We start from the raw sequence: 23,227 nt of genomic DNA, 5'->3' as shown, positions 1-23,227 counted from the left end.
CCAGTGCTTGCCGGTGACTTGACGGGTCATTTTCAATATGCGTTAAAGCGCCATAATCTGTCATACAGCTTTACAGATTACCCACCAAATAGGGTGCAATATCACCCTCCCCATTGAATGGCCCGCAGCACGCCCTAGGTGGCGTTTCATGCCGCGAATGGTCTCCGTCGAAACGCGCTCACAGGGAGGAGCAATGTCGATTGAATCCGTAAAAGCCGGTCCGGCTGAACGAGAAATCTTCATCGAAGAGGATAGCGGCTACCACAAGGCCCTGAAGCCTCGGCAAATCCAGATGATCGCGATTGGGGGAGCGATCGGAACGGGGCTTTTCCTCGGCGCTGGCGGGCGACTTGCGCAGGCGGGGCCTGCCCTCGTTTTCGTCTATGCGCTTTGCGGCTTCTTCGCCTTTCTGGTTTTGCGCGCACTGGGTGAGCTGATCATGCATCGGCCAAGCTCGGGATCGTTCGTCTCCTATGCCCGTGAGTTCTACGGCGAAAAGCTGGCCTTCGCGGCTGGCTGGATGTACTGGCTGAACTGGGCGATGACCTCGGTGGCCGACGTGACCGCCGTCGCGCTCTATATGAATTTCTTCAAGCACTATGTTCCCTGGCTGCAGGGGATAGACCAGTGGATGTTTGCACTCACCGCGCTCCTCATCGTTCTCGCGATGAACCTGATGTCGGTGAAAGTCTTTGGCGAAATGGAATTCTGGTTCAGTCTCGTCAAGGTTCTGTCGCTCGTTACCTTTCTGGTGGTCGGCATTTATTTCGTCGTCTCCGGCACGCCGATTGACGGTCATGCCGCCGGTTTCAGCATCATCACCGATAGCGGGGGCTTGTTCCCGAACGGCATATTACCGGCCTTTGTGATCATACAGGGCGTTGTATTCGCCTATGCCTCCATCGAACTGATCGGCACCACGGCTGGCGAAACTGAAGATCCGCGCAAGGTAATGCCCGGCGCAATCCGCACTGTCGTCTTCCGCCTGCTGGTCTTCTATGTCGGCTCGGTGCTGCTGCTTTCGCTGCTTCTGCCCTACACGGCCTATTCCGCCGGTGAGAGCCCGTTCGTGACCTTCTTCGGCAAGATCGGCGTTGAGGGTGCGGATATCATCATGAACCTTGTGGTGCTGACCGCAGTTCTCTCGTCGCTCAATGCGGGTCTTTATTCCACCGGCCGTATTCTGCATTCGATGGCCATTTCCGGCTCAGCGCCTTCGGCTCTGGCCAAGATGAACAAGAACGGCGTTCCCTTTGTCGGTATCGCAGTCACTGCCGTCGTCACGGTGATCGGCGTTGTCCTCAATGCCTTCGTGCCTTCAGCGGCCTTCGAGATTGCGCTCAATCTCTCCGCGCTTGGCATTATCACCGCATGGGGCGTCATCGTTCTCTGCCAGCTGAAGCTCTGGTATCTGGCGCGGCGCGGTGAGATCGAACGGCCTGATTTCCGGATGTTCGGCGCACCCTATACGGGCATCCTCACGCTGGCTTTTCTGCTCGGTGTTCTGGTTCTGATGGCGTTCGATTATCCGGTCGGTACCATGACCATCGCCTCCTTGCTGATCATCATCCCCGTGCTCATCATGGGATGGTATCTGATGCGCGACCGTATCCATCGACTTGCCGCCGAGCGTGCTATAGACGCAAGCACTCTGACCAAGTGAGGGAAACGTGAATACAGCGCCGATCAGGCCCGTGGTGGCGGTCATCGCCACCGGGGGCACCATTGCCAGCAAACGCGGTGAAGACGGTGCGAGCACGCCGACATTATCCGGCGAAGACCTGCTTGCGCTCTTGCCGGATATCGATGCCGATCTGCGCCCCATCGACCTGATGGCGAAGGATTCCTCACTGCTCACTCTGGCCGACATGCAACATATCAGCAATGCGGTCGGCGAAGCGTTGGACAATGCCGCCATCGACGGCGTTGTCGTCCTGCATGGCACCGACTCCATGGAGGAAACGGCGCTTTTGGTGCAGCTCCAGCACCGGCTTGCAAAGCCCGTCATTTTCACCGGCGCGCAGTTTACAGCCGATAATCCCCACGCCGATGGACCTGCCAATCTGGCAGATGCGGTCAGGCTTGCCACTGATCCGGGCAACGCCGCACGCGGCGTGCTGATCGCTTTTGGCGGGCGGGTTCTGCCTGCATGGGGTGTTTACAAGGCGAGCAGCGACAGCGCCGATGCGTTTCATTCAACACGCAGGCTGGATGTGCTGCCCGACGTGAAACTCCCGTCACCGCTTGGCGATAGCCGCGTCGATACGGTTGCGATTTATCCCGGCTGCGATGCCACTCATATCGCGGCAAGTGTTGCAGCAGGCGCGCGCGGCATTGTTCTGGCGGCGCTTGGCTCCGGCAATGCGACGCCGGAGATTGTCAAAGCCGTCAAGCTTTGCACCGAACGGGGCATCCCGGTTGTCGTATCAAGCCGCGTCCCGGAAGGTCTGTTGACGCCGGGCTATGGCGGCGGTGGCGGTGGGCACGATCTTGCTGCGGCAGGCGCGATCCACGCCCGCACACTTCGTCCCGGTCAGGCGCGCATTCTGCTGGCGGCGCTGATCGCCAATGGCAGTTCGAAAGACGCAATCATTCGCGCCTTCAGCGACAACCAATAACTCATAAGAAAAGGGCCGGATCACTCCGGCCCTTTTGTTTTGCTGCTAGAGCATTTCCCGCAAAAGTGCGTAGCGGTTTTGCGTAGGATAATGCGTAAAAACAAATAGCTAGAGCGGTTCCACGATTCCGTTTTAACCGGAACCGCTCTAGCTGCGATCACTCACCCGGCACAAGATGCGGTGCTTCAATCTTTGCGCCCGAATGCTTGAGCGGACGCTCGCCGCTCAGCTTGCGGATCAGCACATAGAACACCGGCGTCATGAAGATGCCGAAAGCCGTCACGCCGATCATGCCCGCGAAGACCGCGATACCCATTGCCGAGCGCATTTCCGCACCGGCACCGGTGGATGTAACCAGCGGCACCACGCCCATGATGAAGGCCATGGAGGTCATCAGGATCGGGCGCAGACGCAACCGGCTGGCTTCGACCGCAGCCTGCACCACGCTTCGACCGGAAAGCTCCAGCTCGCGGGCAAATTCCACGATCAGGATCGCGTTCTTCGCCGATAGTCCCACAAGGACTATCAAGCCAATCTGGGTGAAGACGTTGTTGTCACCCCCCGTCAGCCAGACGCCGGTAAGTGCAGCCATGATACCCATCGGAACAATCATGATGATCGACAGGGGTAGAGCAAGGCTTTCATATTGCGCGGCCAGCACGAGGTAGACGAGCAGCAGCGCCAGCGGGAAGACCAGGAAGCCTGAATTGCCAGCCAGAATCTGCTGGTAGGTCAGATCGGTCCACTCGAAGGCGATGCCCGGAGGCAAGGTTTCCTGCGCGATCCGTTCGACGGCCGCCTGCGCCTGACCGGACGAGAAGCCGGGGGCCGGATTGCCGTTGATATCGGCAGACAGGAAGCCATTATACCGGATGGCGCGTTCCGCACCCACGGTCTGCTCCACCTTCATCAGCGCCGACAGCGGGATCATCTCGCCCGATTGCGAACGAACCTTCAGCTTGCCGATGTCTTCGGCATGGCTGCGGTAATTCGCATCGGCCTGAATGCGCACGCTGTAGGTGCGTCCGAATGCATTGAAGTCGTTGACATAGAGCGAACCCAGATAGATCTGCAACGTCTCGAACACATCGGTCACCGCCACACCCAGCTGACGTGCCTTCACACGATCCAGATCGGCATAAAGCTGCGGCACATTGATCTGGTAGCTCGAATAAAGACCGGCCAGTTCGGGCGTCTGATAGGCCTTGGCGAGAAACGCCTTGGTCGCATCGTCAAGCGCACGGAAGCCAAGCCCGTTGCGATCTTCAAGCTGGAGCTTGAAGCCGCCCGTTGTACCCAGACCCTGCACAGGCGGTGGCGGGAACATGGCAATGAACGCATCCTGAATGGAGCCGAACTTCTGGTTCAGCTGCATGGTGATAGCGCCAGCCGACAGGTCCGGCGTCCTGCGTTCCTCGAACGGCTTCAGCGTGACGAAGACAATGCCTGAATTCGACGAGTTGGTGAAACCGTTGATCGAAAGGCCCGGGAAGGCAATGGCATTGGCAACGCCCGGCTGGTCAAGCGCAATATCCGTCATGCGGCGGATGACATCTTCCGAGCGGTCAAGTGTGGCCGCATCCGGCAATTGCGCAAAGCCGATCAGATATTGCTTGTCCTGTGCCGGAACGAAGCCGCCTGGCACCGCACGGAACAGAACGAAGGTGACGCCGAGCAGCACGACATAGAGGCCCATCACCAGCGACTTGCGCGAGAGAATTGCGCCCACGCCGCGACCATAGGCGTTCGAGCTTGCACCGAAGAAGCGGTTGAAGCCACGGAAGAACCAGCCGAACGCCTTGTCCATGACGCGGGTCAGACGATCCTTCGGCGCATCATGACCACGCAGCAACAGGGCTGCGAGAGCAGGCGACAGGGTCAGCGAGTTGAAAGCCGAGATCACCGTCGAGATGGCGATGGTCAGTGCGAACTGGCGATAGAACTGGCCGGTAAGGCCGGTAATAAATGCCAGCGGCACAAAGACCGCAACCAGCACCAGCGCAATCGCGATGATCGGGCCAGACACTTCCTGCATGGCGCGATAGGTCGCTTCAACCGGTGACAGTCCCTGTTCGATGTTACGCTCGACATTTTCCACCACCACGATGGCGTCGTCGACGACGATACCAATGGCCAGCACCAGACCGAACAGGCTGAGCGCATTGATGGAGAAGCCGAACATATACATGACCGCAAACGTACCCACGATGGAAACGGGGACCGCGACCAGCGGAATGATTGATGCGCGCCATGTCTGCAAGAACAGGATGACCACAATCACCACCAGAACGATGGCTTCGAGCAGGGTGTGAATAACCGACTCGATAGAGGCTTTCACAAATGCTGTCGTGTCATAGACGATGTCGAAATCCACGCCTTCCGGCATGGTCTTCTTCAGATCGGCCATGGCCGCGTGCACATTTTCCGAAATCTGCAAAGCGTTGGAACCCGGCGCCTGAAACACGCCCATGCCAACCGCCTGCTTGTTGTCGAGCAGAGAGCGCAGCGAGTAATCCGCAGCACCCATCTCGACGCGGGCAACATCGCCAAGGCGGGTGATTTCGCCCTCGCTACCCGACTTCACGACGATATTGGCGAAGTCTTCCGGCGTCTGAAGACGGCCCTGCGCATTGACGGAAAGCTGAAGATCAAGACCGGCCACATTCGGTGAAGCACCGATCACGCCAGCGGCGGCCTGAACATTCTGCTGCCGGATTGCGTTTGCGATATCGCTCGCGGAAAGTCCACGTTCGGCTGCCTTTTGCGGGTCGATCCAGACGCGCATGGAATAATCGCCACCGCCGAATATCTGCACCTGACCGACACCAGCAATACGCGCGATGCGGTCTTTGACGTTCAAAACGGCATAGTTGCGCAGATAGTTCACGTCATATCGGCCATCGGGCGAGATGAGGTGAACGACCAGCGTGAGGTCGGGCGAGCTTTTAGCTGTGGTGACGCCGAGCGTGCGCACCTCTTCCGGCAGGCGCGGTTCGGCCTGCGAGATACGGTTCTGCACAAGCTGCTGCGCCTGATCAGGATCGGTGCCGAGTGCGAAAGTGACGGTCAATGTCATGACGCCGTCGGCTGTCGCCTGGCTCTGCATATAGAGCATGCCTTCAACACCGTTGATTTGTTCTTCAAGCGGTGTGGCGACAGTCTCGGAAATCACGGCAGGGTTGGCGCCCGGATATTGTGCGCGCACCACGATCTGTGGTGGCACGACTTCCGGATATTCCGAAATCGGCAGACCTGTCATGCCGATCAGACCGGCCACGAAGATCAGAACCGAGAGAACGCCAGCGAAGACCGGGCGGTCTACGAAGAAGCGTGAGAAGTTCATCTGTTTATCCCCCTTTAGGCGGATGAGCGAAAACTCTCCCGTTCCGCGAAAACATGCGTTCTCGCGGGTTGAATAGGCTGAGCTTTTGCGTTTCGCGCGCGTCGTCAGACGCGCCGTTTCAGTTAATTCTTGGCAAGTGTTTCAGTGACGGGCTGCGGTGCGACGACCACGCCCGGACGAATGCGTTGCAGGCCGTTGACAACGATGTTTTCGCCAGCCTTCAGGCCGCTTTCGACAATGCGCAAGCCATCATAATTGCGACCGAGCACCACCTGCCGGTATTCGACCTTGTTGTCCGCACCCACGACGAAGACAAACTTCTTGTCCTGATCGGAGGCAATGGCACGGTCGCTCACCACCAGCTTTTCGTCCGGTTCCGGCTCGCCGAAGCGAATGCGCACAAACTGACCGGGAATGAGCTTGCCATCCGGATTGTCGATGGCGGCGCGCACACGGATCGTGCCCGTGGTGGCGTCCACTTCATTGTTGATCAGCTGGATATGTCCGGCAATTGGCGTGCCATCATCGGCGGCTGTACCAATCTGAACGGGGATACGTTCAATGGCGTTGCCGCCCGGCGATGCGGCAAGCTTGGCAAGAGCCTTGGTGACAACCTCTTCATTGGCGCTGAAGCTTGCATAGATCGGATCGACAGACACAAGCGTGGTGAGCACCGGCGAAGCGGAACTGGCGGCAACCAGATTGCCAGCGGTTACTTCCAGACGTCCAACGCGACCAGAAATCGGCGCGCGCACTTCCGTATATTGAAGGTCGAGTTCAGCGGAGCGAAGTGCCGCCTTGGCAGAACGCAGGCTTGCCTGCGCCTCGTCAAAGGCGCTCGACCGCTGGTCCAGCCCGCTCTGGGCGAGCGTGCGGGTGGTTACAAGCTGGCGACCGCGATCCAGTTCCGTCTTCGCCAACGCCACGCGCGCTTCCTCGGCGGAAACCTGCGCCTTGGCTTTTTCAACCGTTGCCGCATAAGGCTCTGGATCAATGGTGACAAGCAGATCGCCCTGCTTGACCAGCGCTCCTTCACGGAAATGCGCTTTCAGAATAGCACCGCCGACACGCGGGCGAATTTCCACACGCTCGATTGCCTCAAGGCGGCCCGAAAATTCTTCCCAGGTCGAAATGCGGCGCGACTCCGCCTTGGCGACTGAAACCGGCACGGCAGGCGGAGGCGCGGATATATCTGTCGCTGCGTCCGCCTTCAGATGGGGAGCGCCAAAGAGAATGGCGCCACCGCCAGCTGCAGACAATAGGATACTCAGGCCGGCGCCCCACAGGGCCCGGCGTCCAATGATCGACGTCATGTTGTATCTCCTTGCCGGTCGGAGCCGGCTACATTCTGATCGTCAGAACAAAGCTTGGGAGGACTTTTGAACCGACGTTATGCTGGTATTGCTTTTGCACCAGCCCGCCGGAAGAAATCCGAAAACAGGCCAGTAAGGGCTTCTTTCTGTGGCGGCCACTCGCGGTCGGCCACGGTGCTTTCCGGTATCCAGCCAGCCTGACCCGGCAGGACATGGGACTGAACCTTGACGCCTGCCTGACGCAGCCGCTCGGCATAGGCCTGGGTCTCGTCACGCATCGGGCATTCAGCACCAGTGACGAGCAGTGTCGGCACCAGACCGGCAAGACGCGTACACAGCGCAGGCGCGGCATAGGGGTGGGTAAACCCACCGCACTGACCCAGATAATGCTGCCAGCCATCCGACATTGTCTGCACCGCACTTTCCGGGCAGTATTTGCGGAAAGATGCCGTCGCAAGGCAAGGATCGAGCATGGGCGAAAGCAATATCTGACCTTTGAGATCCGTCAGATTCTGATCTCGCGCCATAAGCGCCAAACCGGCTGCAATATTGCCGCCCGCCTCTTCACCGGCAACGAACAGCATCGACTTCTTGTGTGCAAATTCCGGGCAACGCGCACGCATCGAAGTCAGAATGGCATAGGCCACCTCAAGCGCCGCCGGGAACGGGTTGAGACAGGCCGACGAATATTCCGGCGAGACGACCACCGCTCCCGCATCGGCAAGAGCTTCGGCGACACCCTCGCAGGCATCTGGACAATCAGCTGAGAAAGCCCCACCATGGAGATGCAGCACCACAGGTGGCGGTGAAAGCAATTTGGCGCAGCGATAAATGCGTGCCGTGCAGGCGCAATTGCCAGCCTGCATTGTTTCAACCGTAAACTTCTCGCACATCTTTCTTAGCTTTCATGTCTAGCGGCAAACCGCCATGGTCAGATATTAGCATTGTCTATTATCTGGAATAGTCCCCCTGGATTGGTTACACTATCCAAAATCTCGAACAATGACGGTTATTGATCAATGGACCAACTCTCGGCCATGCGCGCCTTTCTCCGGGTTGTTGAAACCGGAAACTTTACGCGCGCCTCCGCGTCACTCAGCATGCCCAAGGCAACCATCAGCAATCTCATTCAGGGATTGGAAGCCCATCTGGGCGCAAAACTCCTCAATCGCACCACCCGTCGTGTTCTCGTAACACCGGACGGCGCACTTTACTATGAGCGTGCGGCCCGCCTGTTGGCCGATTTGCAGGAACTCGACGGCAGCCTGTCCAGCGCACAGACCTTGCCCAAAGGTCGCCTGCGCGTGGAAATGGCGAGCGCCGTCGCCAATTTGATTGTCATTCCCGCCCTGATCGAGTTTCACCAGCGCTATCCCGATATCCAGATCGATCTCGGCGTATCGGATCGCCCGGTCGATTATGTGGCGGAGAATGTAGATTGCGCCATTCGCATCGGCGAGTTGACCGACCAGTCGCTGATCGCGCGGCGCATTGGCGACATGCATTTCATTGCCTGTGCTTCCGCCGAATATCTGGATCGCTGTTCTACGCCGCACCACCCGTCGGACCTTGCCAGCAACACCTATGCGGTCGGCTATTTCCGACCCTCGACCGGGCAGCAAATGCCGTTTCACTTCAAGCGCGGCACGGAGGAAGTCGAGATCAACGGGCGCTACGTTGTGGCCGCCAATGAATCGACCACCTATCTGGCGGCAGTCCGCGCCGGTCTGGGCGTCGCACAAGCGCCCCTGTTCATGGTTCAGGAGGATCTGGAAAAAGGCACGTTGCGGCCAGTCCTCGAAGACTGGCAGATCGAACCGATGCCGATTTATCTGGTCTATCCGCCCAACCGACATCTCAGCAATCGTTTGCGCGTCTTTGCTGATTGGGTGGTCAAGGTCATCGCCAAGTCGCAAATGGTGGAGCGCCGCTGACAGGTACTCTCCAAAAGTACCTTTCCAGCCCCGGAATCGCTGATCTCGAGGCGCAGCCAAGGCGAACAAATTTATAGTGGATTTATTTCCCGATACTGGCCTTGACGAACGCTATTGCGCGCCTATTGATCCTTAAATATGTCTGTACCGGATTGAAACATATGCCTTATTAGCGTCTGCTATCGACGTCTTGGCGGTTTACTTATCATCTGACATGCAGTAGCTTCGGGACAGCTAATAAACAGGGACTTTTTAGCTAACTCTCGTCCATATCAGACTGCTCGATCATCTGCCCAGAACTGCTTTCGTATCTTGTTCTTATTCGTTACGTAATGAGAGGGGACTATGGCGTCAGGCGACAATCAAAAACTTCCGCTTCTCGCGCTCACTGCCATGGTTGTGGGTTCAATGGTCGGCGCAGGCATCTTCAACCTACCCGGTCGTTTTGGCGCGGCTACCGGCCCGTTCGGGGCCATCATTGCCTGGCTGATCGCCGGCACCGGCATGTATATGCTGGCGCGCGTCTTCCAGTTATTAGCCGAGAAAAAACCCGATATCGACTCCGGCGTCTTTGCCTATGCCAAAGCCGGTTTCGGCAACTATATGGGTTTCCTGTCGGCCTTTGGCTACTGGCTCGGCAGTTGTCTCGGCAACGTGTTTTACTGGGTGCTGATCGGCTCTACGCTTGGCCGGTTCTTTCCCGATATTTTCGGCGACGGCAGCAGTATTCCAGCCATTGTCGTGTCGCTCATCGGCATCTGGGCGTTTCACCTGATGATCCTGCGCGGTGTCGAACAGGCGACATTCATCAACACGATCGTCACCGTGGCCAAGATCGTGCCGATCATCGTCTTCATTCTCGTGCTGATCTTTGCATTCAACTACGATCAGTTTGCCGAGAACTTCTTCGGCGGCCCCGATATGCCCGCCAAGCCGCTAATCGCGCAGGTGCGCGACACGATGCTGATCACCGTTTTCGTGTTCATCGGTATCGAAGGCGCGAGCGTTTACTCCCGCTTCGCCAAGAAACGCTCCGATGTCGGCACGGCAACCATTCTCGGCTTTGTTGGCGTGCTGGGCCTTATGGTTGCAGTCACGCTGCTGCCCTATGCCGTCATGCCGCAATCCGCCATTGCCGCCGTACAGCAACCGTCGCTTGCCAGCGTTCTTGAAACGGTGGCTGGCCATTGGGGGGCGGTGTTCATTTCGATCGGCGTGCTGGTTTCGGTTCTCGGCGCTTATCTCGCATGGTCGCTGATCTGCGCCGAAGTTCTGTTTGCCGCCGCGAAATCGGAAGACATGCCGAAAATGTTCGCCGCGCAAAACAACAACCGGGTTCCGGCCAATGCGCTGTGGTTGACCAATATCGTCGTCTCGCTGTTCGTCATCTCGACCTACTGGTCGCAGGATGCCTTCAACTTCATGCTCGACATGACGAGCGTGACCTCGCTTCTGCCTTATCTGCTCGTGGCCGGTTACGGCATTCTGGTTGCCCGTCGTGGGGAAGGTTACGCGCCGGGCGAAGGCGGACGTGGACGCGATCAGGCTTTTGCGTGGATTGCGGCCATCTACACCATCTTCATGTTCGTCGCCGCCGGGCTCAAATATGTTCTGCTCGTGGCGGTTCTCTTCGTGCCGGGCACGATCCTCTATTTCTGGGCGCGGCGCGAACAGAAAGTGCAGCTCTTCACCACGGTCGAACTCGTGATCTTCGGCATAACCGTGCTTGCGGGTTTGATCGGGTTCTACGGTCTGATGACAGGCCTCATCACACATTGAGTCAATCGGCGAATAATCACGCGTAGGGAGGTTCAAGCACCATGACAAACGGCACTCCGCTTGGTGTACATTCTGAAGTCGGTCAACTGCGCAAGGTGCTTGTCTGCGCGCCGGGGCGCGCCCACCAGCGCCTGACACCAAGCAATTGCGACGATCTGCTGTTCGATGATGTCATGTGGGTCGACAATGCCAAGCGCGACCATTTCGACTTCATGACCAAGATGCGTGATCGCGGCATTGAAGTGCTGGAAATGCACAATCTGCTTGCCGAAACGCTGGCCGTACCGGAAGCGAAGAAATGGATTCTCGACCATCAGATCGTACCGAACCAGATCGGGCTTGGTCTGATCGATGAAGTACGCTCCTATCTCGAAGGCCTATCCAACCGCGAACTGGCGGAAACGCTGATCGGCGGCCTGTCGACGACCGAGTTTCCCGAGGCAATTGGCGGCGAGCAGCTTGCGCTGATCCGCGATGCCGCCGGGGCCAATGAATATCTGCTGCCACCGCTGCCCAACACGCTCTACACACGCGACACCACCTGCTGGATCTATGGCGGCGTGACGCTCAATTCGCTCTACTGGCCAGCCCGCCATGAAGAGACAATTCTCACATCGTCCATCTACAAGTTCCATCCAGACTTTGCAGGTAACGTCAATGTCTGGTGGGGTGACCCGACGAAGGATTGGGGCCTGGCCACGCTGGAAGGCGGCGATGTGATGCCTATTGGCAAGGGCAATGTGCTCATCGGCATGAGTGAACGCACCTCCCGGCAGGCGATCAGTCAGGTCGCGCAAGCCCTGTTTGCCAAAGGTGGGGCGGAACGCGTTATCGTTGCGGCCATGCCGAAACTGCGCGCTGCAATGCATCTCGATACGGTGTTCACCTTCGCTGATCGGGATTGCGTGCTGATCTATCCGGATATTGTCGACGGAATCGATGCCTTCTCCTATCGCCCTGACGGCAAGGGCGGCGTCGAGCTGCACAAGGACAAGGGCAGCTTCGTCGATACCGTTCGCGATGCGCTAGGCCTGAAGAAGATGCGCGTCGTCGAAACCGGCGGCAATGATTACATGCGTGAGCGCACACAATGGGACAGCGGCGCCAATCTGGTCTGCGCTTCCCCCGGCGTGGTCTTTGCCTATGACCGCAACACCTATGCCAACACGCTGCTGCGCAAGCAAGGCATCGAGGTCATCACCATCACCGGCGCGGAACTTGGACGCGGACGCGGCGGCGGCCATTGCATGACCTGCCCGATCATTCGCGACGCTGTCGACTACTGAGTTGCGGTCATGACAGGTCGCTGTCGAACTGACCGGATTTGCTTCAGCACCACGCCAACCCATGGCGAGGTGCTCGTAGCATGACAGAAAGCACGCGGACAGTCGGCGTCATCGTACCGGCCATACTTATACTTGCCTTGATGTATGTGGCGCAGTCGGTTTTTGCGCCGCTTGTTTTCGCGCTGTTCATCATCGCCATGGTGTGGCCGTGCCAGTCCATCCTGCAACGTTATATGCCGCGCGGCCTCGCTTTGCTGATAACCCTCGTGGTTTCCATGGCGGTGATGATCGCCGTCGGATCGTCGCTCGTCTGGGGTATCAGCAAGCTCGGACAATGGTTCTTCGTCAATGCCGACCGTTTGCAGAGCATTTATCTCGGCTGGACCGACTGGCTGGAAGAACATGGCATTGCACTTGTCGGGCCATTGGCAGACCGCTTCGATGTTCTTTGGGCAGTCCGCTTCATGCAGGGCATGGCGGGACGGCTGAACAGTTTTGCCGGCTTCCTGCTTCTCGTCTTCATCTTCCTGATGCTTGGCCTGCTGGAAGTTGATGACTTCAACAAGCGCCTCACTTCGCCCTATGCCCAGCCCTATGGCAAGACCATCCTGCTTTGCGACCGCATCATCGGCGCGAAACTGCGGCGCTATATGCTGGTGCGCACATTTGCCAGCGTGCTTACCGGCCTGATTGTCTGGCTTTTCGCGCTTGGCGCAGGGCTGGAACTGGCGACCGCATGGGGCGCTATCGCTTTCTCCTTCAACTATATTCCAGTGCTCGGTCCGCTCTTTGCAACGACATTGCCGACGCTATTCGCCATCGTGCAGTTCGACTCCTGGCAATTTGCCATCGTGGTATTTCTCAGCCTCAACGTCATCCAGTTTGTCATTGGCAGCTATCTTGAACCGCGATTGGCCGGAGCCTCGCTGTCGATCTCGCCATTCGCGGTTATATTCGCCGTCTTCTTCTGGAGCTTCATGTGGGGCATTGCGGGCGCTTTCATCGGCGTTCCGATCCTGATCGCCGTCATTGTCTTTTGCGCTGCATCGCCATCACTGGCGTGGATCGCCACGCTGATGTCCAATGACACGCCGCTTCTCTGGGACGAACCGTCCGGCGACCTGACCGAAAATCCGAAAGCATCACCTGGAACAAAGCCAAGTTGAACGCACCTGAATAGCATTCAATGCTATTGTAATTTACCGATCAGGTAACAAGGGAGGAATTGTTATGTTTCGGCTGGGACAAAAATATCAATCCTTCGTCCATGGCTCCGGCTGCTCTTGTCTCAGCCCCGCCTTGCAACAGGTTTCCCGCCGACTAGACAGTTTTTCACGCCGATCATTCCTTGCAGGGCTTGGAGCTACGGCGATCGCAGCAGCCGCGCCGAAGACGCTCTATGCCCAGACGACAGGCGCGACGACCAAGACCTTGTTCCGACAGGTCAAATTGTTTGACGGCAAGTCTGATAATCTGCGCGACGACGTCCAGATTCTGGTCGAGGGCAACAAAATCGTTGCCGTGGATACGACAAACAGTGCACCGCCCGCCGACGCGACCGTGGTGGATTGCGGCGGTCGCGTTCTCATGCCCGGCCTGATCGATGCGCACTGGCACACTCTTTATGCAGCCGTTCCGTTGAATGTCCTGCTGACCGGCGATCCCGCAGGCATATTCGCCTCATCAACGGCGGAGGCTGCACGCACGCTTGAGCGCGGCTTTACGACCGTTCGCGACATGGGCGGACCGGTGTTCACATTCAAACAGGCGATTGATAATGGCATCATTCCGGGTCCACGCATTTATCCATCCGGCGCAATGATCACCACGACGGGTGGACATGGCGACCTGAGAATGCCTTTTGAAGTCCCACGTAGTGGAAACGAACTCAGCCTCGGCGAGAAGATCGGCGGCGCGGCTATCGTGGACGATGCGGGCAGCCTCAAGATGCGCGTGCGCGAGCAATTGATGCAGGGCGCATCTCAGATCAAGCTGGTCGGCGGCGGCGGCGTTTCATCACCGCGCAGCCCGCTTGATATGTCGACTTTCGACGAAAACGAGATACGCGCCGCCAATGACGTGGCGCGCGACTGGAACACCTATATGACTGTGCATGCCTATGCACCGCACACGGTGCAACGCTCGCTGAATGTTGGCGTGGGCTGTATCGAACATGCGCATCTGATGGACGACGAAACCGCGCGGATGTTTGTCGACAAGAATGTCTGGCTTAGCACGCAGCCGTTCATGAGCGCGGCGGATACCGGGACACTAAGCGGCCCCTCGGCCGAAAGAGCAGAGCAGCTGTTTGCCGCAACGCCCAAGATGTATGAGCTGATCCGGAAGCACGGGGTCAAAACTGCCTGGGGATCGGACATCTTGTTTTCACCCCAGCTGGCGCCCCGGCAGAGTTTCATGCTCACCCATCTCAGCCAGTGGTATTCGAATGCCGAGGCGCTGCGCATGGCCACTTCCGGCAATGCGGAACTCCTCACCCTTTCCAATTTACGCAATCCCTATCCGGGCAAGCTCGGCGTTATTGAGAAGGGCGCGCTTGCGGATATTCTGGTTTTGAACACCAACCCGCTTGAAGATATCCACGCCTTGGAAAAGCCAGCGGAGACTATGGCGGTCATTATGAAGGACGGGCGCATTCACAAGAACACGCTCTGATGCCTTTCGACTGACAAAAAGCGAAAGCGCCACTCAATGCATGCAACAAAGGGCGGAGCTGCAGCTTCGCCCTTTTTTTACGCTTAATGCACCACCATGAAATGGCGATTATTTAGACGAATGCCTAAATAATAATCAACGTCATTCTCAAAGCCTCTCCATTGCCTGCCGGGCTGATCTCCATTCCCCACCCGTGGGATGAAGGCCAAAATTTTAGCTCCTCAATAAATCTCGTCTTTTCAAACATATAGGCTAGTCATCTCCACAAAAAGATCGCCCTTTGTGAAACTGGCATGACACTTGCATTTCAATAGGCAGAAGCAGGGAAGAGCATATTGATGGTGGCTGCCCCTACTGTGTTGGTTCAATACCCATCATAAAAGAGACTAGGCGATGACAAAGTATAAGCTCGAGTACATTTGGCTAGACGGTTACACTCCGACACCGAACCTGCGTGGCAAGACACAGGTCAAGGAATTCGATGCGTTCCCGACGCTCGAGCAACTGCCGCTCTGGGGCTTCGACGGTTCGTCGACGATGCAGGCCGAAGGCCGCAGCTCCGATTGCGTACTGAAGCCAGTCGCTATCTATCCTGATCCGGCCCGCACGAACGGCGTGCTTGTGATGTGCGAAGTCATGATGCCGGATGGCGTCACGCCGCATGCATCGAACAGCCGCGCAACCGTTCTCGAAGACGACGATGCTTGGTTCGGCTTCGAACAGGAATATTTCCTCTACCAGAATGGCCGCCCGCTCGGCTTCCCTGAGCACGGCTTCCCTGCCCCGCAGGGTCCATATTACTGTGGCGTCGGCTCCAGCAATATCGGCCCGGTTGCCCGCAAGATTGTTGAAGAACATCTCGACCTGTGCCTCGCCGCTGGCATCAACCACGAAGGCATCAACGCCGAAGTGGCCAAAGGCCAGTGGGAATTCCAGATTTTCGGCAAGGGTTCGAAGAACGCCGCCGACCAGATTTGGATGGCGCGCTACCTTCTGCTTCGCCTTTGCGAACAGTATGAAATCGACATCGAATTCCATTGCAAGCCGCTGGGCGACACCGACTGGAACGGCTCGGGCATGCATTGCAACTTCTCGACCAAATTCATGCGCGAAGTTGGCGGCAAGGACTATTTCGAAGCGCTGATGGCCCAGTTCGACAAGAACCTGCAGGACCATATCGACGTCTACGGCCCGGATAACCATCTGCGCCTGACCGGCAAGCACGAAACGGCCCCGCTGAACAAGTTCTCCTACGGCGTTGCAGACCGTGGCGCTTCGATCCGCGTTCCGCATTCCTTCGTCAAGAACGGCTATAAGGGCTATCTTGAAGATCGCCGCCCGAACTCGCAGGGCTGCCCATACCAGATCGCCTCCCAGGTGCTGAAGACCATTTCCGAAGTTCCGACCTCGGAAGATGAAGCTCTTGCCGCTTAATTAGGCAGGCAGAGAGTCCAAACGAAAATGGCCGGGGCGCAAGCTCTGGCCATTTTTTGTGCATGTGAGCGGTGTCTGGTTCGGATCACACAGACGTCAGAGCCGTACCGATAGGAACGAGCGCCAAGGCCAAGGCCAGCACCAGAAGGGCTGTCGCAAGAATAGCCGCGCAATGGGCGAGCACTATCTGCCTTGCGGAAACTGCATCCGCATCATCGTTCTGCCTCTTCATCACAGGTCTGCTCCCGGCAAAATCTCCAGAAGCGGGCGAGCGAAATGCAGGACTTCAAACGCAATACCTTGCGCCGTCGGTTCAGGCTGTTCCGACGAGACCAGCACCCGCGTGAGTTTCCAGTTGAGCGGGTCCAGTCCGACGGTAGCCGCTACAGTCGTTGCCTGTCCGGCCAACAGACGATTGCGCTCAATCTCCGCGGCGATCACCTCGGTCAGTTCACTGTCGACCGGAACGGCAATCTCTTCCTTATGCAGGAAGCGCGCTTCCCGCGCGGCACCTTTGCGGGCATCAAGTGCGAAGGCCGTCGCAATATCCGCACGGCCAAAACTGTCCGTCACAGTCTTGTAAGCGCCCGAGACAAGAAAATCGCGAAAACCCGCATCGTCCTGCCACAGATAGAGCGAGGAATAGTGATTGGCCGTCGCGCCGAGTGCCCCACTTTCGCGGAGGAGAAAAGCCTTGAAAAGCAGCCTCGGTGTGGAATCCCATAGTTTCCCGCGCTCGCGAGCCCGTTCCCGGATCAGATTGATATCGTAGTTTGATGGCAGCCGGTGGCCGTAATTGGCAATAATCATGACCCATGTCCTTGCATGTCGTGCATCATGCAAAGAAAGGTAGCCATCGACCGAACATTTGAATAGAATATCATTAGATGTTTCAATGATAACAAATTGCAATGGTATAGCCATGAAGGGACTGGATATCGAGGCCACCCGCGCCTTCGTTCTGACCGCCGAGCTTCGCAGCTTCACCCGCGCCGCGGAGGCGCTCAACACAACGCAAGCCGCGGTGAGCCTGAAGATCAAGCGTCTCGAAGACGGCATCGGACGCAAGCTTTTGGAGCGCACGCCAAGGCTCGTTCGCCTGTCAGCCGATGGCGACGCCTTCTTACCGCGTGCCCGCGCACTGGTGGCGGCGCATGAGGAGGCCATCGCCTGTTTCGACCTCGATCCTCGCCGTCTGGTCGTCGGCATCAGTCATCATATCGTCGGTGCGGAGCTGCCCTTGTTGCTGAAGCGCCTAGGCAGCGCCGAGCCCGGCCTTGTACTGGAGATGCGGATAGCCACCTCTCGCGATACGCTGGCAGATTTCGAGCGCGGTCTTCTCGACGCAGCCATTGTCCTGCACCACGACAACATCCGGCGCGATGGCGAGAAAATACTGGAAGAAACCTTCGGGTGGATGGCAACGCCCGATTTTGAATATCGCAAGGGTGAACCCTTGCGTCTGGCAACACAGGCAGCGCCTTGCAATGTGCGCAGCATGACCACAGATGCGCTGGATGCGGCACATATTCCGTGGACGGAAGCCTTTGTTGGCGGCGGCGTCATGACGGTCGGTGCAGCCGCATCAGCCGGACTGGCCGTCGCGGCGTTGGGTCGCCGGGTTGCACCGGCGGGAACCATTGATATCGGGCCGCAAGCGGGCCTTCCCCCGCTGCCGTCGCGAGATGTCTTGCTCTACACCAATGTGCACGACCAACAGGCAAAAGCTGCGCTGCGCGCGCTCAGCGCTGCAATCCGCGCATCCGCAAACAAGACCATAGGTGCTTGAACAAAACCCTGCCCGGCAGTCGACCGGGCAGGGCGTTTTCACAATCTACTTCAACGCAGGTGATGCACCGCCTGCAATTCATAGACGGGCGTATCGATGCCCTCCATGCGGGCTTTCAGTTGCAGCGACAGATATTGCGAATAATGCCGCGACTGGTGCAGGTTGCCGCCATGGAACCACAGCGCCTCCTGCTGCGTCGGCTTCCACATATTGCGCTGCTCACCTTCCCATGGGCCTGGGTCCTTGGGCGTCTCCGAACCCAGACCCCAGACCTTGCCGACCTTGTCCGCCGTCTGCTGATCGATGATATCGGCAACCCAGCCGTTCATTGAACCGTAGCCCGTCGCATAGACGATCAGATCGGCGGGCAGCTCTGTCCCGTTGGCGAGCCGGACCGAATTCTCGGTGATCTCATCAATCTGCCCCGAGGCAAGCTTGATTTTGCCGTCGATGATGAGTTGCGAAGCACCGATATCGATATAATAGCCGGAGCCGCGCCGCAGATATTTGAGGAACAGGCCCGAACCGTCCGAGCCGAAATCCAGCTGGAAGCCGGCCTTTTCAAGCGCGGCATAGAAGTCGGCATCGATCTCGCGGATCTTGTCATAGATGGGCTTTTGGAACTCGTGCATGATGCGATAAGGCAGCGACGCGAAGATCAGATCGGCCTTGGCGGTGGTGACGCCGTTTTGCAAAGCCTCTTCCGAGTAAAGTGCGCCAAGCCCGTGCTTCATCAGCGGTTCGGAGCGAACAATATGGGTCGATGAGCGCTGCACCATGGTCACATCCACGCCCGCTTCGCACAGCGCTGCGCAAATATCATGCGCCGAATTGTTCGACCCGATGACAACGACCTTCTTGCCCTTGAAACCGTCCGGCCCCGGATGGCGGGACGAATGCTGCTGCTCGCCCTTGAAGCGGTCCTGTCCTTTGACGCTTGGAATATTCGCCTTGCCCGACATGCCGGTCGCGAAGACAAGCTGCTTTGGACGCAGAACGACTTCCTCGCCGTCCCGGTCCACGACGACAGACCATTCCTTCTTGTCCTCGTTCCATTGCGCGGACTTCACCGTGGAACGCGTCCAGTAATTCAACTCCATCACCTTGGTGTAGAATTCCAGCCAGTCGCCAATCTTGTCTTTCGGTGCAAAGACCGGCCAGTTTTTCGGGAAGTCGATATAGGGCAGATGATCGTACCAGACCGGATCATGCAGGCAGAGCGACTTGTAGCGCTTGCGCCATGAATCGCCAGGGCGCTCATTGCGCTCGACGATGATGGTCGGCACGCCAAGCTGGCGCAGGCGTGCGCCGAGCGCAATACCGCCCTGCCCGCCGCCGATCACCAGCACATAGGGCTGCGTGTCATAGCCGAGTGTGCGGGCCTCTTCCTCGCGCTCTTCCTTCCAAGTCTTGGCGCCAAGATCCTGACCGTGCTTCGCGCCTAACGGGCGGGTAAAGCCGGATTTTTCCTCGTGACCCTTCAGCTCCGACATGACAGTGAGAAGGGTCCATATCTTGCCACCCTTCAGGCGAATGAGACCGTAACCACGCGCAACTTCAGTTTCAAACGAGATCCAGCTTTCGGTGACGCCATCGGCTTCCGTCGCTGTCTCCCCTGCTGCGACGAGCCATTTTGTCGGCTTCACAAGCTGCAATTGCGATTGCAGCATATCGCGCACCTGATCATGACCCTCCACAGTCTTGATGTTCCAGGTGAAGGCGACCAGATCGCGCCAGTAGCAATCATCGGCAAACATCGAAACCGCTTCATCGATCCGGCCCGCTTCAAGTGCTGCGCCGAACTTGTCGAGAAAGGCCTGCACGCGGACATTTGGTGTTTTCTCAAGCATTGCAATTTCCTCCCATAGATGTTGACGCCGGGCTCTCCCAAGCCCGGCAGTGAAATGCGTTACCTTTTGAGATCGATCAGAATTTTGAGCTGCGTACCCGCCGGGTCGAGCAGGCGGTCGAAACCTTCGGCAACAGCGTCCTCCAACGCAATTGTCTTGGTAACGATCTTCTTTGCTGGGATTTGGCCGCTCGCAATCAGCCTTGCGACACGCGGCCAGTAATGGGTGGGATAGGCCCAGGAGCCGCGAATATCGATATCCTTGAACGTGACATCGAACCAGTTGAGCGGGTTTTCATGCGGGTGAAGGCCGGTCTGCACCACAACGCCCTGCTTGCGAACGGCATCAGTACAGTTCTTCAAGGCATGTTCATTGCCGACGCATTCGATAGCCACATCACAGCCGACATTGCCTTCGGTTTCCGCTCGGACCACATCACCGACATTTTCCGATTTCGGATTGATGGTGCGAATGTCACCCAGTTTTTCGCGCGCGAGCTGCAAGCGTGTCTCGTTCAGATCGGACAGGAATATCTGCGAAGCGCCCGCGGCTCGCGCCGCCATCGCCACCAGAATGCCGATGGGACCAGCGCCCGTGACAAGCACGCTGTTGCCAGCCGTCACGCCGCCACGGTCACAGGCATAAACTGCAACTGCCGTTGGCTCGATCAGCGCCGCCTCTTCATCGCTGAGGTCGTCGGGAATGGGCTGGACATTATAGCTGTTGAGCAAGGCCTGTTCGGCCATGCCGCCCGAATGCCAGGACAGCCCCGCTAGCGCCAGACTGGTGCTTAAATGATAAAGCCCACGATCAGCAAAATAGTCGCCTGCCCGCGGCATGATGAGCGGTTGTACCGACACGCGGTCGCCCACCTTCACGTGGTGAACATCAGCCCCCACGGCTTTGACCACGCCGCCAAATTCATGGCCCAAAATCTGAGGACCACTTGCCTTGGTGAAGGGATGCGGTTCAGTCGGAATGAAAATCGGACCATAGGCATATTCGTGCAGATCGGTCCCGCAGATGCCGCAAAAGCGGTTTTCAATCAGAACCTGATCCGCGCCAAGATCGACCGGCGCCGGCACGTCTTCAACGCGCAGATCCTTGGCAGCATAAAAGCGCAACGCACGCATATATTTCTCCTCCAGTTGCGTCAAAGGAGGAAATAGCAAACTGCGTGCCAGTTGCGACCTATGTTCTAAGCCATTGTTTATTCGTTATTTTATTTAGAAGAAAGAATGCAGCTTGAACCGATGCAACAGGGTTTATGCAACAGCTGTTGCAACTGTTGCACCGTCAGTGTGTCTGCTTCAAACGACGATGGATCGTCGACCGATTGACTCCGAGTTTTCGCGCCAGCGCGGAAATATTGTTGCCGCATGCGTCAAGCTCACGGCGCAAGGCTTGTTGATCCGTGCGGCCGTTTCCCATGGCGATTTCGGCCGGAAAATGTTCGGGCAGACAATCGATGGTGATTGTTGCATCTGTTGCAATTGCGGCTGCAACACGCAACGTATTGTCGAGTTCACGCAGATTTCCCGGCCAGCCATAGCCCGCCAGTACCTTTCTCGCGGCGCGATCAAGCGTGATCGTCTCGCCCTCTTCTTCCCCGATACGGCGTAGAAGATGATCGACCAGATTGTCGAAATCCTTCCTCTGTCGCAGCGACGGCAAGGTCAGCGTGGCGGCATTGAGCCGATAGAGCAGATCTTCACGAAAACGCCCTTCGACAGCGAGCGCAGCCAGATCGCGATGTGATGCCGACAAAAGCCGGAACTTGACCGGCTTCGGCTTCAGCGCACCGACAGGCTGGATTTCGCTTTCGGACAGAACCCGAAGCAGGCGGCTTTGCAGCGCAAGCGGCATGTCGCCTATCTCGTCCAGAAACAGCGTGCCGCCATTGGCCGCCTCGATAAGCCCGGTCTTTCCCTTCTGCATCGCACCCGTGAAAGCGCCGGGCACATAGCCGAACAATTCGGATTCAATCAGTTGTTCCGGTATTGCCGCGCAATTGACAGCCATGAAGGGGCCGGGTTTGGCGTTGCTGTCATGAATGGCGCGCGCCAGATATTCCTTGCCGCTGCCGGTTTCGCCCTTGATGAGAATGGGGATATGCCGGTCCGCCAGTTTGGCCGCACGGGCCTGAAGCGCCTCCATGGCCGGGTCGCCGAAACTCAACTGGCGCAAGGCCGCAGGCAAACGCACGGAGACGCTGGTCGCAGGTGCGCGGAAACTGCTGACAGGCGCAATGGCGCTGGCAAACAGCGCCAGACCATTGCGCGCCCGGAGCAAGCGCTCGCCATTGGGCCGTCCGCGCATCAGCGCCGGAAGCTGATCAATATCGATATCAAACACACTGGAAATGGGTTTCCCGATAAAGTCCCTGGTTGAGATTGTGCTCAGGTTCATACCGCGTGCGACCGCACCAAAACCGCCATGCGTCATGCCGGTAATCGTACCGCTGCCATCAATCGTAATCGCTGCATCGGGATCGACATCAAGAAAATCCGGCAATCTTGCCAGACGCAGAACCCAATCCTCGCGGGCCCTGGTCATCAGATTGGCAAGCTCGATCCGCCGCGCCGTTGAAGCAACCAGATGCAGCGCCAGCTGCTGGCTGGCTTTCGCAGTCGGCGAGCGCAGTTGCGAAATATCGAGCACCGCCGACAGATCGCCAAACGTATCGAAGATGGGCGCAGCCGTGCAGGTCAAGCCGATATGACAGGCGTCGAAATGATCGTCCTGATGGATGATGACGGGCTTGCCCGAAACCATGCAGGCCCCGACGGCGCAGGTTCCCGCCCTGTCTTCTGACCATTCCGATCCGAGATAAAGGCCTGCCTTGCGCAGCTGATTGTCGAATGTGGGGTCGCCCATGAATTCCACAGTGACGCCACGCGCATCCGACAGCAGCAGGACATAGCTTTGATCAGCGACTTGTCTGAACAGCGCTTCAAGACCGGTGCGCCCGATGCGGATGAGTTCTTCCGACTGCTCACGATGCTCCCGCAGCAATGTGTCGGGGACAATATAGGCTTCCTGCGTCTGGGCAGGATTAAGCCGATAATCATTGAGGCAGCGCAGCCAGGATTGAATAACAGGGCGATCGCGATCCGAGGCCCCGCCCATGGCGACGCGCTCAATCTCCTTGATGTGCGACAGGGTCGACACCATGACCATCCTCCTCCACCTGAATGCTGGCACAAGA

At 57.8% G+C, this 23,227-nt stretch carries 17 protein-coding genes; 9 read left to right on the top strand and 8 right to left on the bottom strand.

Annotated elements, in window-relative coordinates; genetic code table 11:
* The first annotated feature begins 193 nt into the window (after positions 1 to 193).
* Entirely contained in the window at positions 194 to 1,663 is a 1,470-nt protein-coding gene (locus ACTJKP_RS14880) for an amino acid permease (protein ID WP_440631189.1), read from the top strand.
* A gap of 7 nt (positions 1,664 to 1,670) precedes the next feature.
* Positions 1,671 to 2,618 carry an asparaginase gene (locus tag ACTJKP_RS14875; protein ID WP_440631188.1) on the top strand — a complete coding sequence of 316 codons (948 nt, stop codon included), beginning with the start codon at positions 1,671 to 1,673 and terminating at the stop codon, positions 2,616 to 2,618.
* Positions 2,619 to 2,775: 157 nt separating this feature from the next.
* Here the strand turns inward: ACTJKP_RS14875 and ACTJKP_RS14870 are convergent, their stop codons facing one another.
* The 3 genes from ACTJKP_RS14870 to ACTJKP_RS14860 form a co-directional block, all read right to left on the bottom strand.
* On the bottom strand, positions 2,776 to 5,961 hold the full coding sequence (locus ACTJKP_RS14870) for an efflux RND transporter permease subunit (RefSeq protein WP_440631187.1): 3,186 nt from the start codon (positions 5,959 to 5,961) through the stop codon (positions 2,776 to 2,778).
* A gap of 122 nt (positions 5,962 to 6,083) precedes the next feature.
* A complete protein-coding gene (locus ACTJKP_RS14865) occupies positions 6,084 to 7,274 on the bottom strand; it encodes an efflux RND transporter periplasmic adaptor subunit (protein ID WP_440631186.1) in 1,191 nt (396 codons plus the stop codon).
* 77 nt (positions 7,275 to 7,351) lie between these two features.
* The gene (locus ACTJKP_RS14860; protein WP_440631185.1) at positions 7,352 to 8,167 is read right to left on the bottom strand and encodes an alpha/beta hydrolase; all 816 of its coding nucleotides are present in this window, start codon (positions 8,165 to 8,167) and stop codon (positions 7,352 to 7,354) included.
* 126 nt (positions 8,168 to 8,293) lie between these two features.
* Here ACTJKP_RS14860 and ACTJKP_RS14855 point away from each other — a divergent pair, with 126 nt between their 5' ends.
* The 6 genes from ACTJKP_RS14855 to ACTJKP_RS14830 all read left to right on the top strand — a co-directional run bounded on the left by ACTJKP_RS14855 (position 8,294) and on the right by ACTJKP_RS14830 (position 16,380).
* On the top strand, positions 8,294 to 9,208 hold the full coding sequence (locus ACTJKP_RS14855; RefSeq protein WP_078338259.1) for a LysR family transcriptional regulator: 915 nt from the start codon (positions 8,294 to 8,296) through the stop codon (positions 9,206 to 9,208).
* Positions 9,209 to 9,553: 345 nt separating this feature from the next.
* Positions 9,554 to 10,987, top strand: a complete 1,434-nt coding sequence (locus ACTJKP_RS14850; RefSeq protein WP_078338258.1) for a basic amino acid/polyamine antiporter — start codon at positions 9,554 to 9,556, stop codon at positions 10,985 to 10,987.
* Positions 10,988 to 11,028: 41 nt separating this feature from the next.
* Complete coding sequence (arcA, locus tag ACTJKP_RS14845; RefSeq protein WP_078338257.1) at positions 11,029 to 12,273, top strand: arginine deiminase; 1,245 nt, start codon at positions 11,029 to 11,031, stop codon at positions 12,271 to 12,273.
* Between the two features lie 80 nt (positions 12,274 to 12,353).
* Complete coding sequence (locus tag ACTJKP_RS14840) at positions 12,354 to 13,439, top strand: AI-2E family transporter (protein ID WP_440631184.1); 1,086 nt, start codon at positions 12,354 to 12,356, stop codon at positions 13,437 to 13,439.
* 64 nt (positions 13,440 to 13,503) lie between these two features.
* Positions 13,504 to 14,946, top strand: coding sequence for an amidohydrolase family protein (locus tag ACTJKP_RS14835; RefSeq protein ID WP_440631183.1), 1,443 nt, complete (start codon positions 13,504 to 13,506; stop codon positions 14,944 to 14,946).
* A 393-nt stretch (positions 14,947 to 15,339) separates the two neighbouring features.
* Complete coding sequence (locus tag ACTJKP_RS14830; protein WP_182521272.1) at positions 15,340 to 16,380, top strand: glutamine synthetase beta-grasp domain-containing protein; 1,041 nt, start codon at positions 15,340 to 15,342, stop codon at positions 16,378 to 16,380.
* Between the two features lie 85 nt (positions 16,381 to 16,465).
* Here the strand turns inward: ACTJKP_RS14830 and ACTJKP_RS14825 are convergent, their stop codons facing one another.
* Positions 16,466 to 16,612: a hypothetical protein gene (locus ACTJKP_RS14825; protein ID WP_440631182.1), complete on the bottom strand. Its 147-nt coding sequence runs from the start codon at positions 16,610 to 16,612 to the stop codon at positions 16,466 to 16,468.
* Positions 16,612 to 17,190: a DUF4865 family protein gene (locus ACTJKP_RS14820; protein ID WP_440631181.1), complete on the bottom strand. Its 579-nt coding sequence runs from the start codon at positions 17,188 to 17,190 to the stop codon at positions 16,612 to 16,614. Before ACTJKP_RS14820 ends, ACTJKP_RS14825 begins: the two co-directional genes overlap by 1 nt.
* 112 nt (positions 17,191 to 17,302) lie before the next feature.
* Here ACTJKP_RS14820 and ACTJKP_RS14815 point away from each other — a divergent pair, with 112 nt between their 5' ends.
* Complete coding sequence (locus ACTJKP_RS14815; RefSeq protein WP_440631180.1) at positions 17,303 to 18,169, top strand: LysR family transcriptional regulator; 867 nt, start codon at positions 17,303 to 17,305, stop codon at positions 18,167 to 18,169.
* Positions 18,170 to 18,219: 50 nt separating this feature from the next.
* Here the strand turns inward: ACTJKP_RS14815 and ACTJKP_RS14810 are convergent, their stop codons facing one another.
* The 3 genes from ACTJKP_RS14810 to ACTJKP_RS14800 all read right to left on the bottom strand — a co-directional run bounded on the left by ACTJKP_RS14810 (position 18,220) and on the right by ACTJKP_RS14800 (position 23,193).
* The gene (locus tag ACTJKP_RS14810) at positions 18,220 to 20,019 is read right to left on the bottom strand and encodes an NAD(P)/FAD-dependent oxidoreductase (RefSeq protein WP_440631179.1); all 1,800 of its coding nucleotides are present in this window, start codon (positions 20,017 to 20,019) and stop codon (positions 18,220 to 18,222) included.
* Between the two features lie 59 nt (positions 20,020 to 20,078).
* The gene (locus ACTJKP_RS14805; protein WP_440631178.1) at positions 20,079 to 21,152 is read right to left on the bottom strand and encodes a 2,3-butanediol dehydrogenase; all 1,074 of its coding nucleotides are present in this window, start codon (positions 21,150 to 21,152) and stop codon (positions 20,079 to 20,081) included.
* Positions 21,153 to 21,315: 163 nt separating this feature from the next.
* Positions 21,316 to 23,193 (bottom strand): sigma-54-dependent Fis family transcriptional regulator, encoded by a 1,878-nt coding sequence (locus ACTJKP_RS14800; protein ID WP_440631177.1) that lies wholly within the window; start codon positions 23,191 to 23,193, stop codon positions 21,316 to 21,318.
* Positions 23,194 to 23,227: the final 34 nt, after the last annotated feature.

Origin of the sequence: Brucella sp. 22210 (genome assembly GCF_052045675.1) — a bacterium.
GTDB lineage: Bacteria > Pseudomonadota > Alphaproteobacteria > Rhizobiales > Rhizobiaceae > Brucella.
This window is presented reverse-complemented; position numbering and strand designations above follow the sequence as displayed.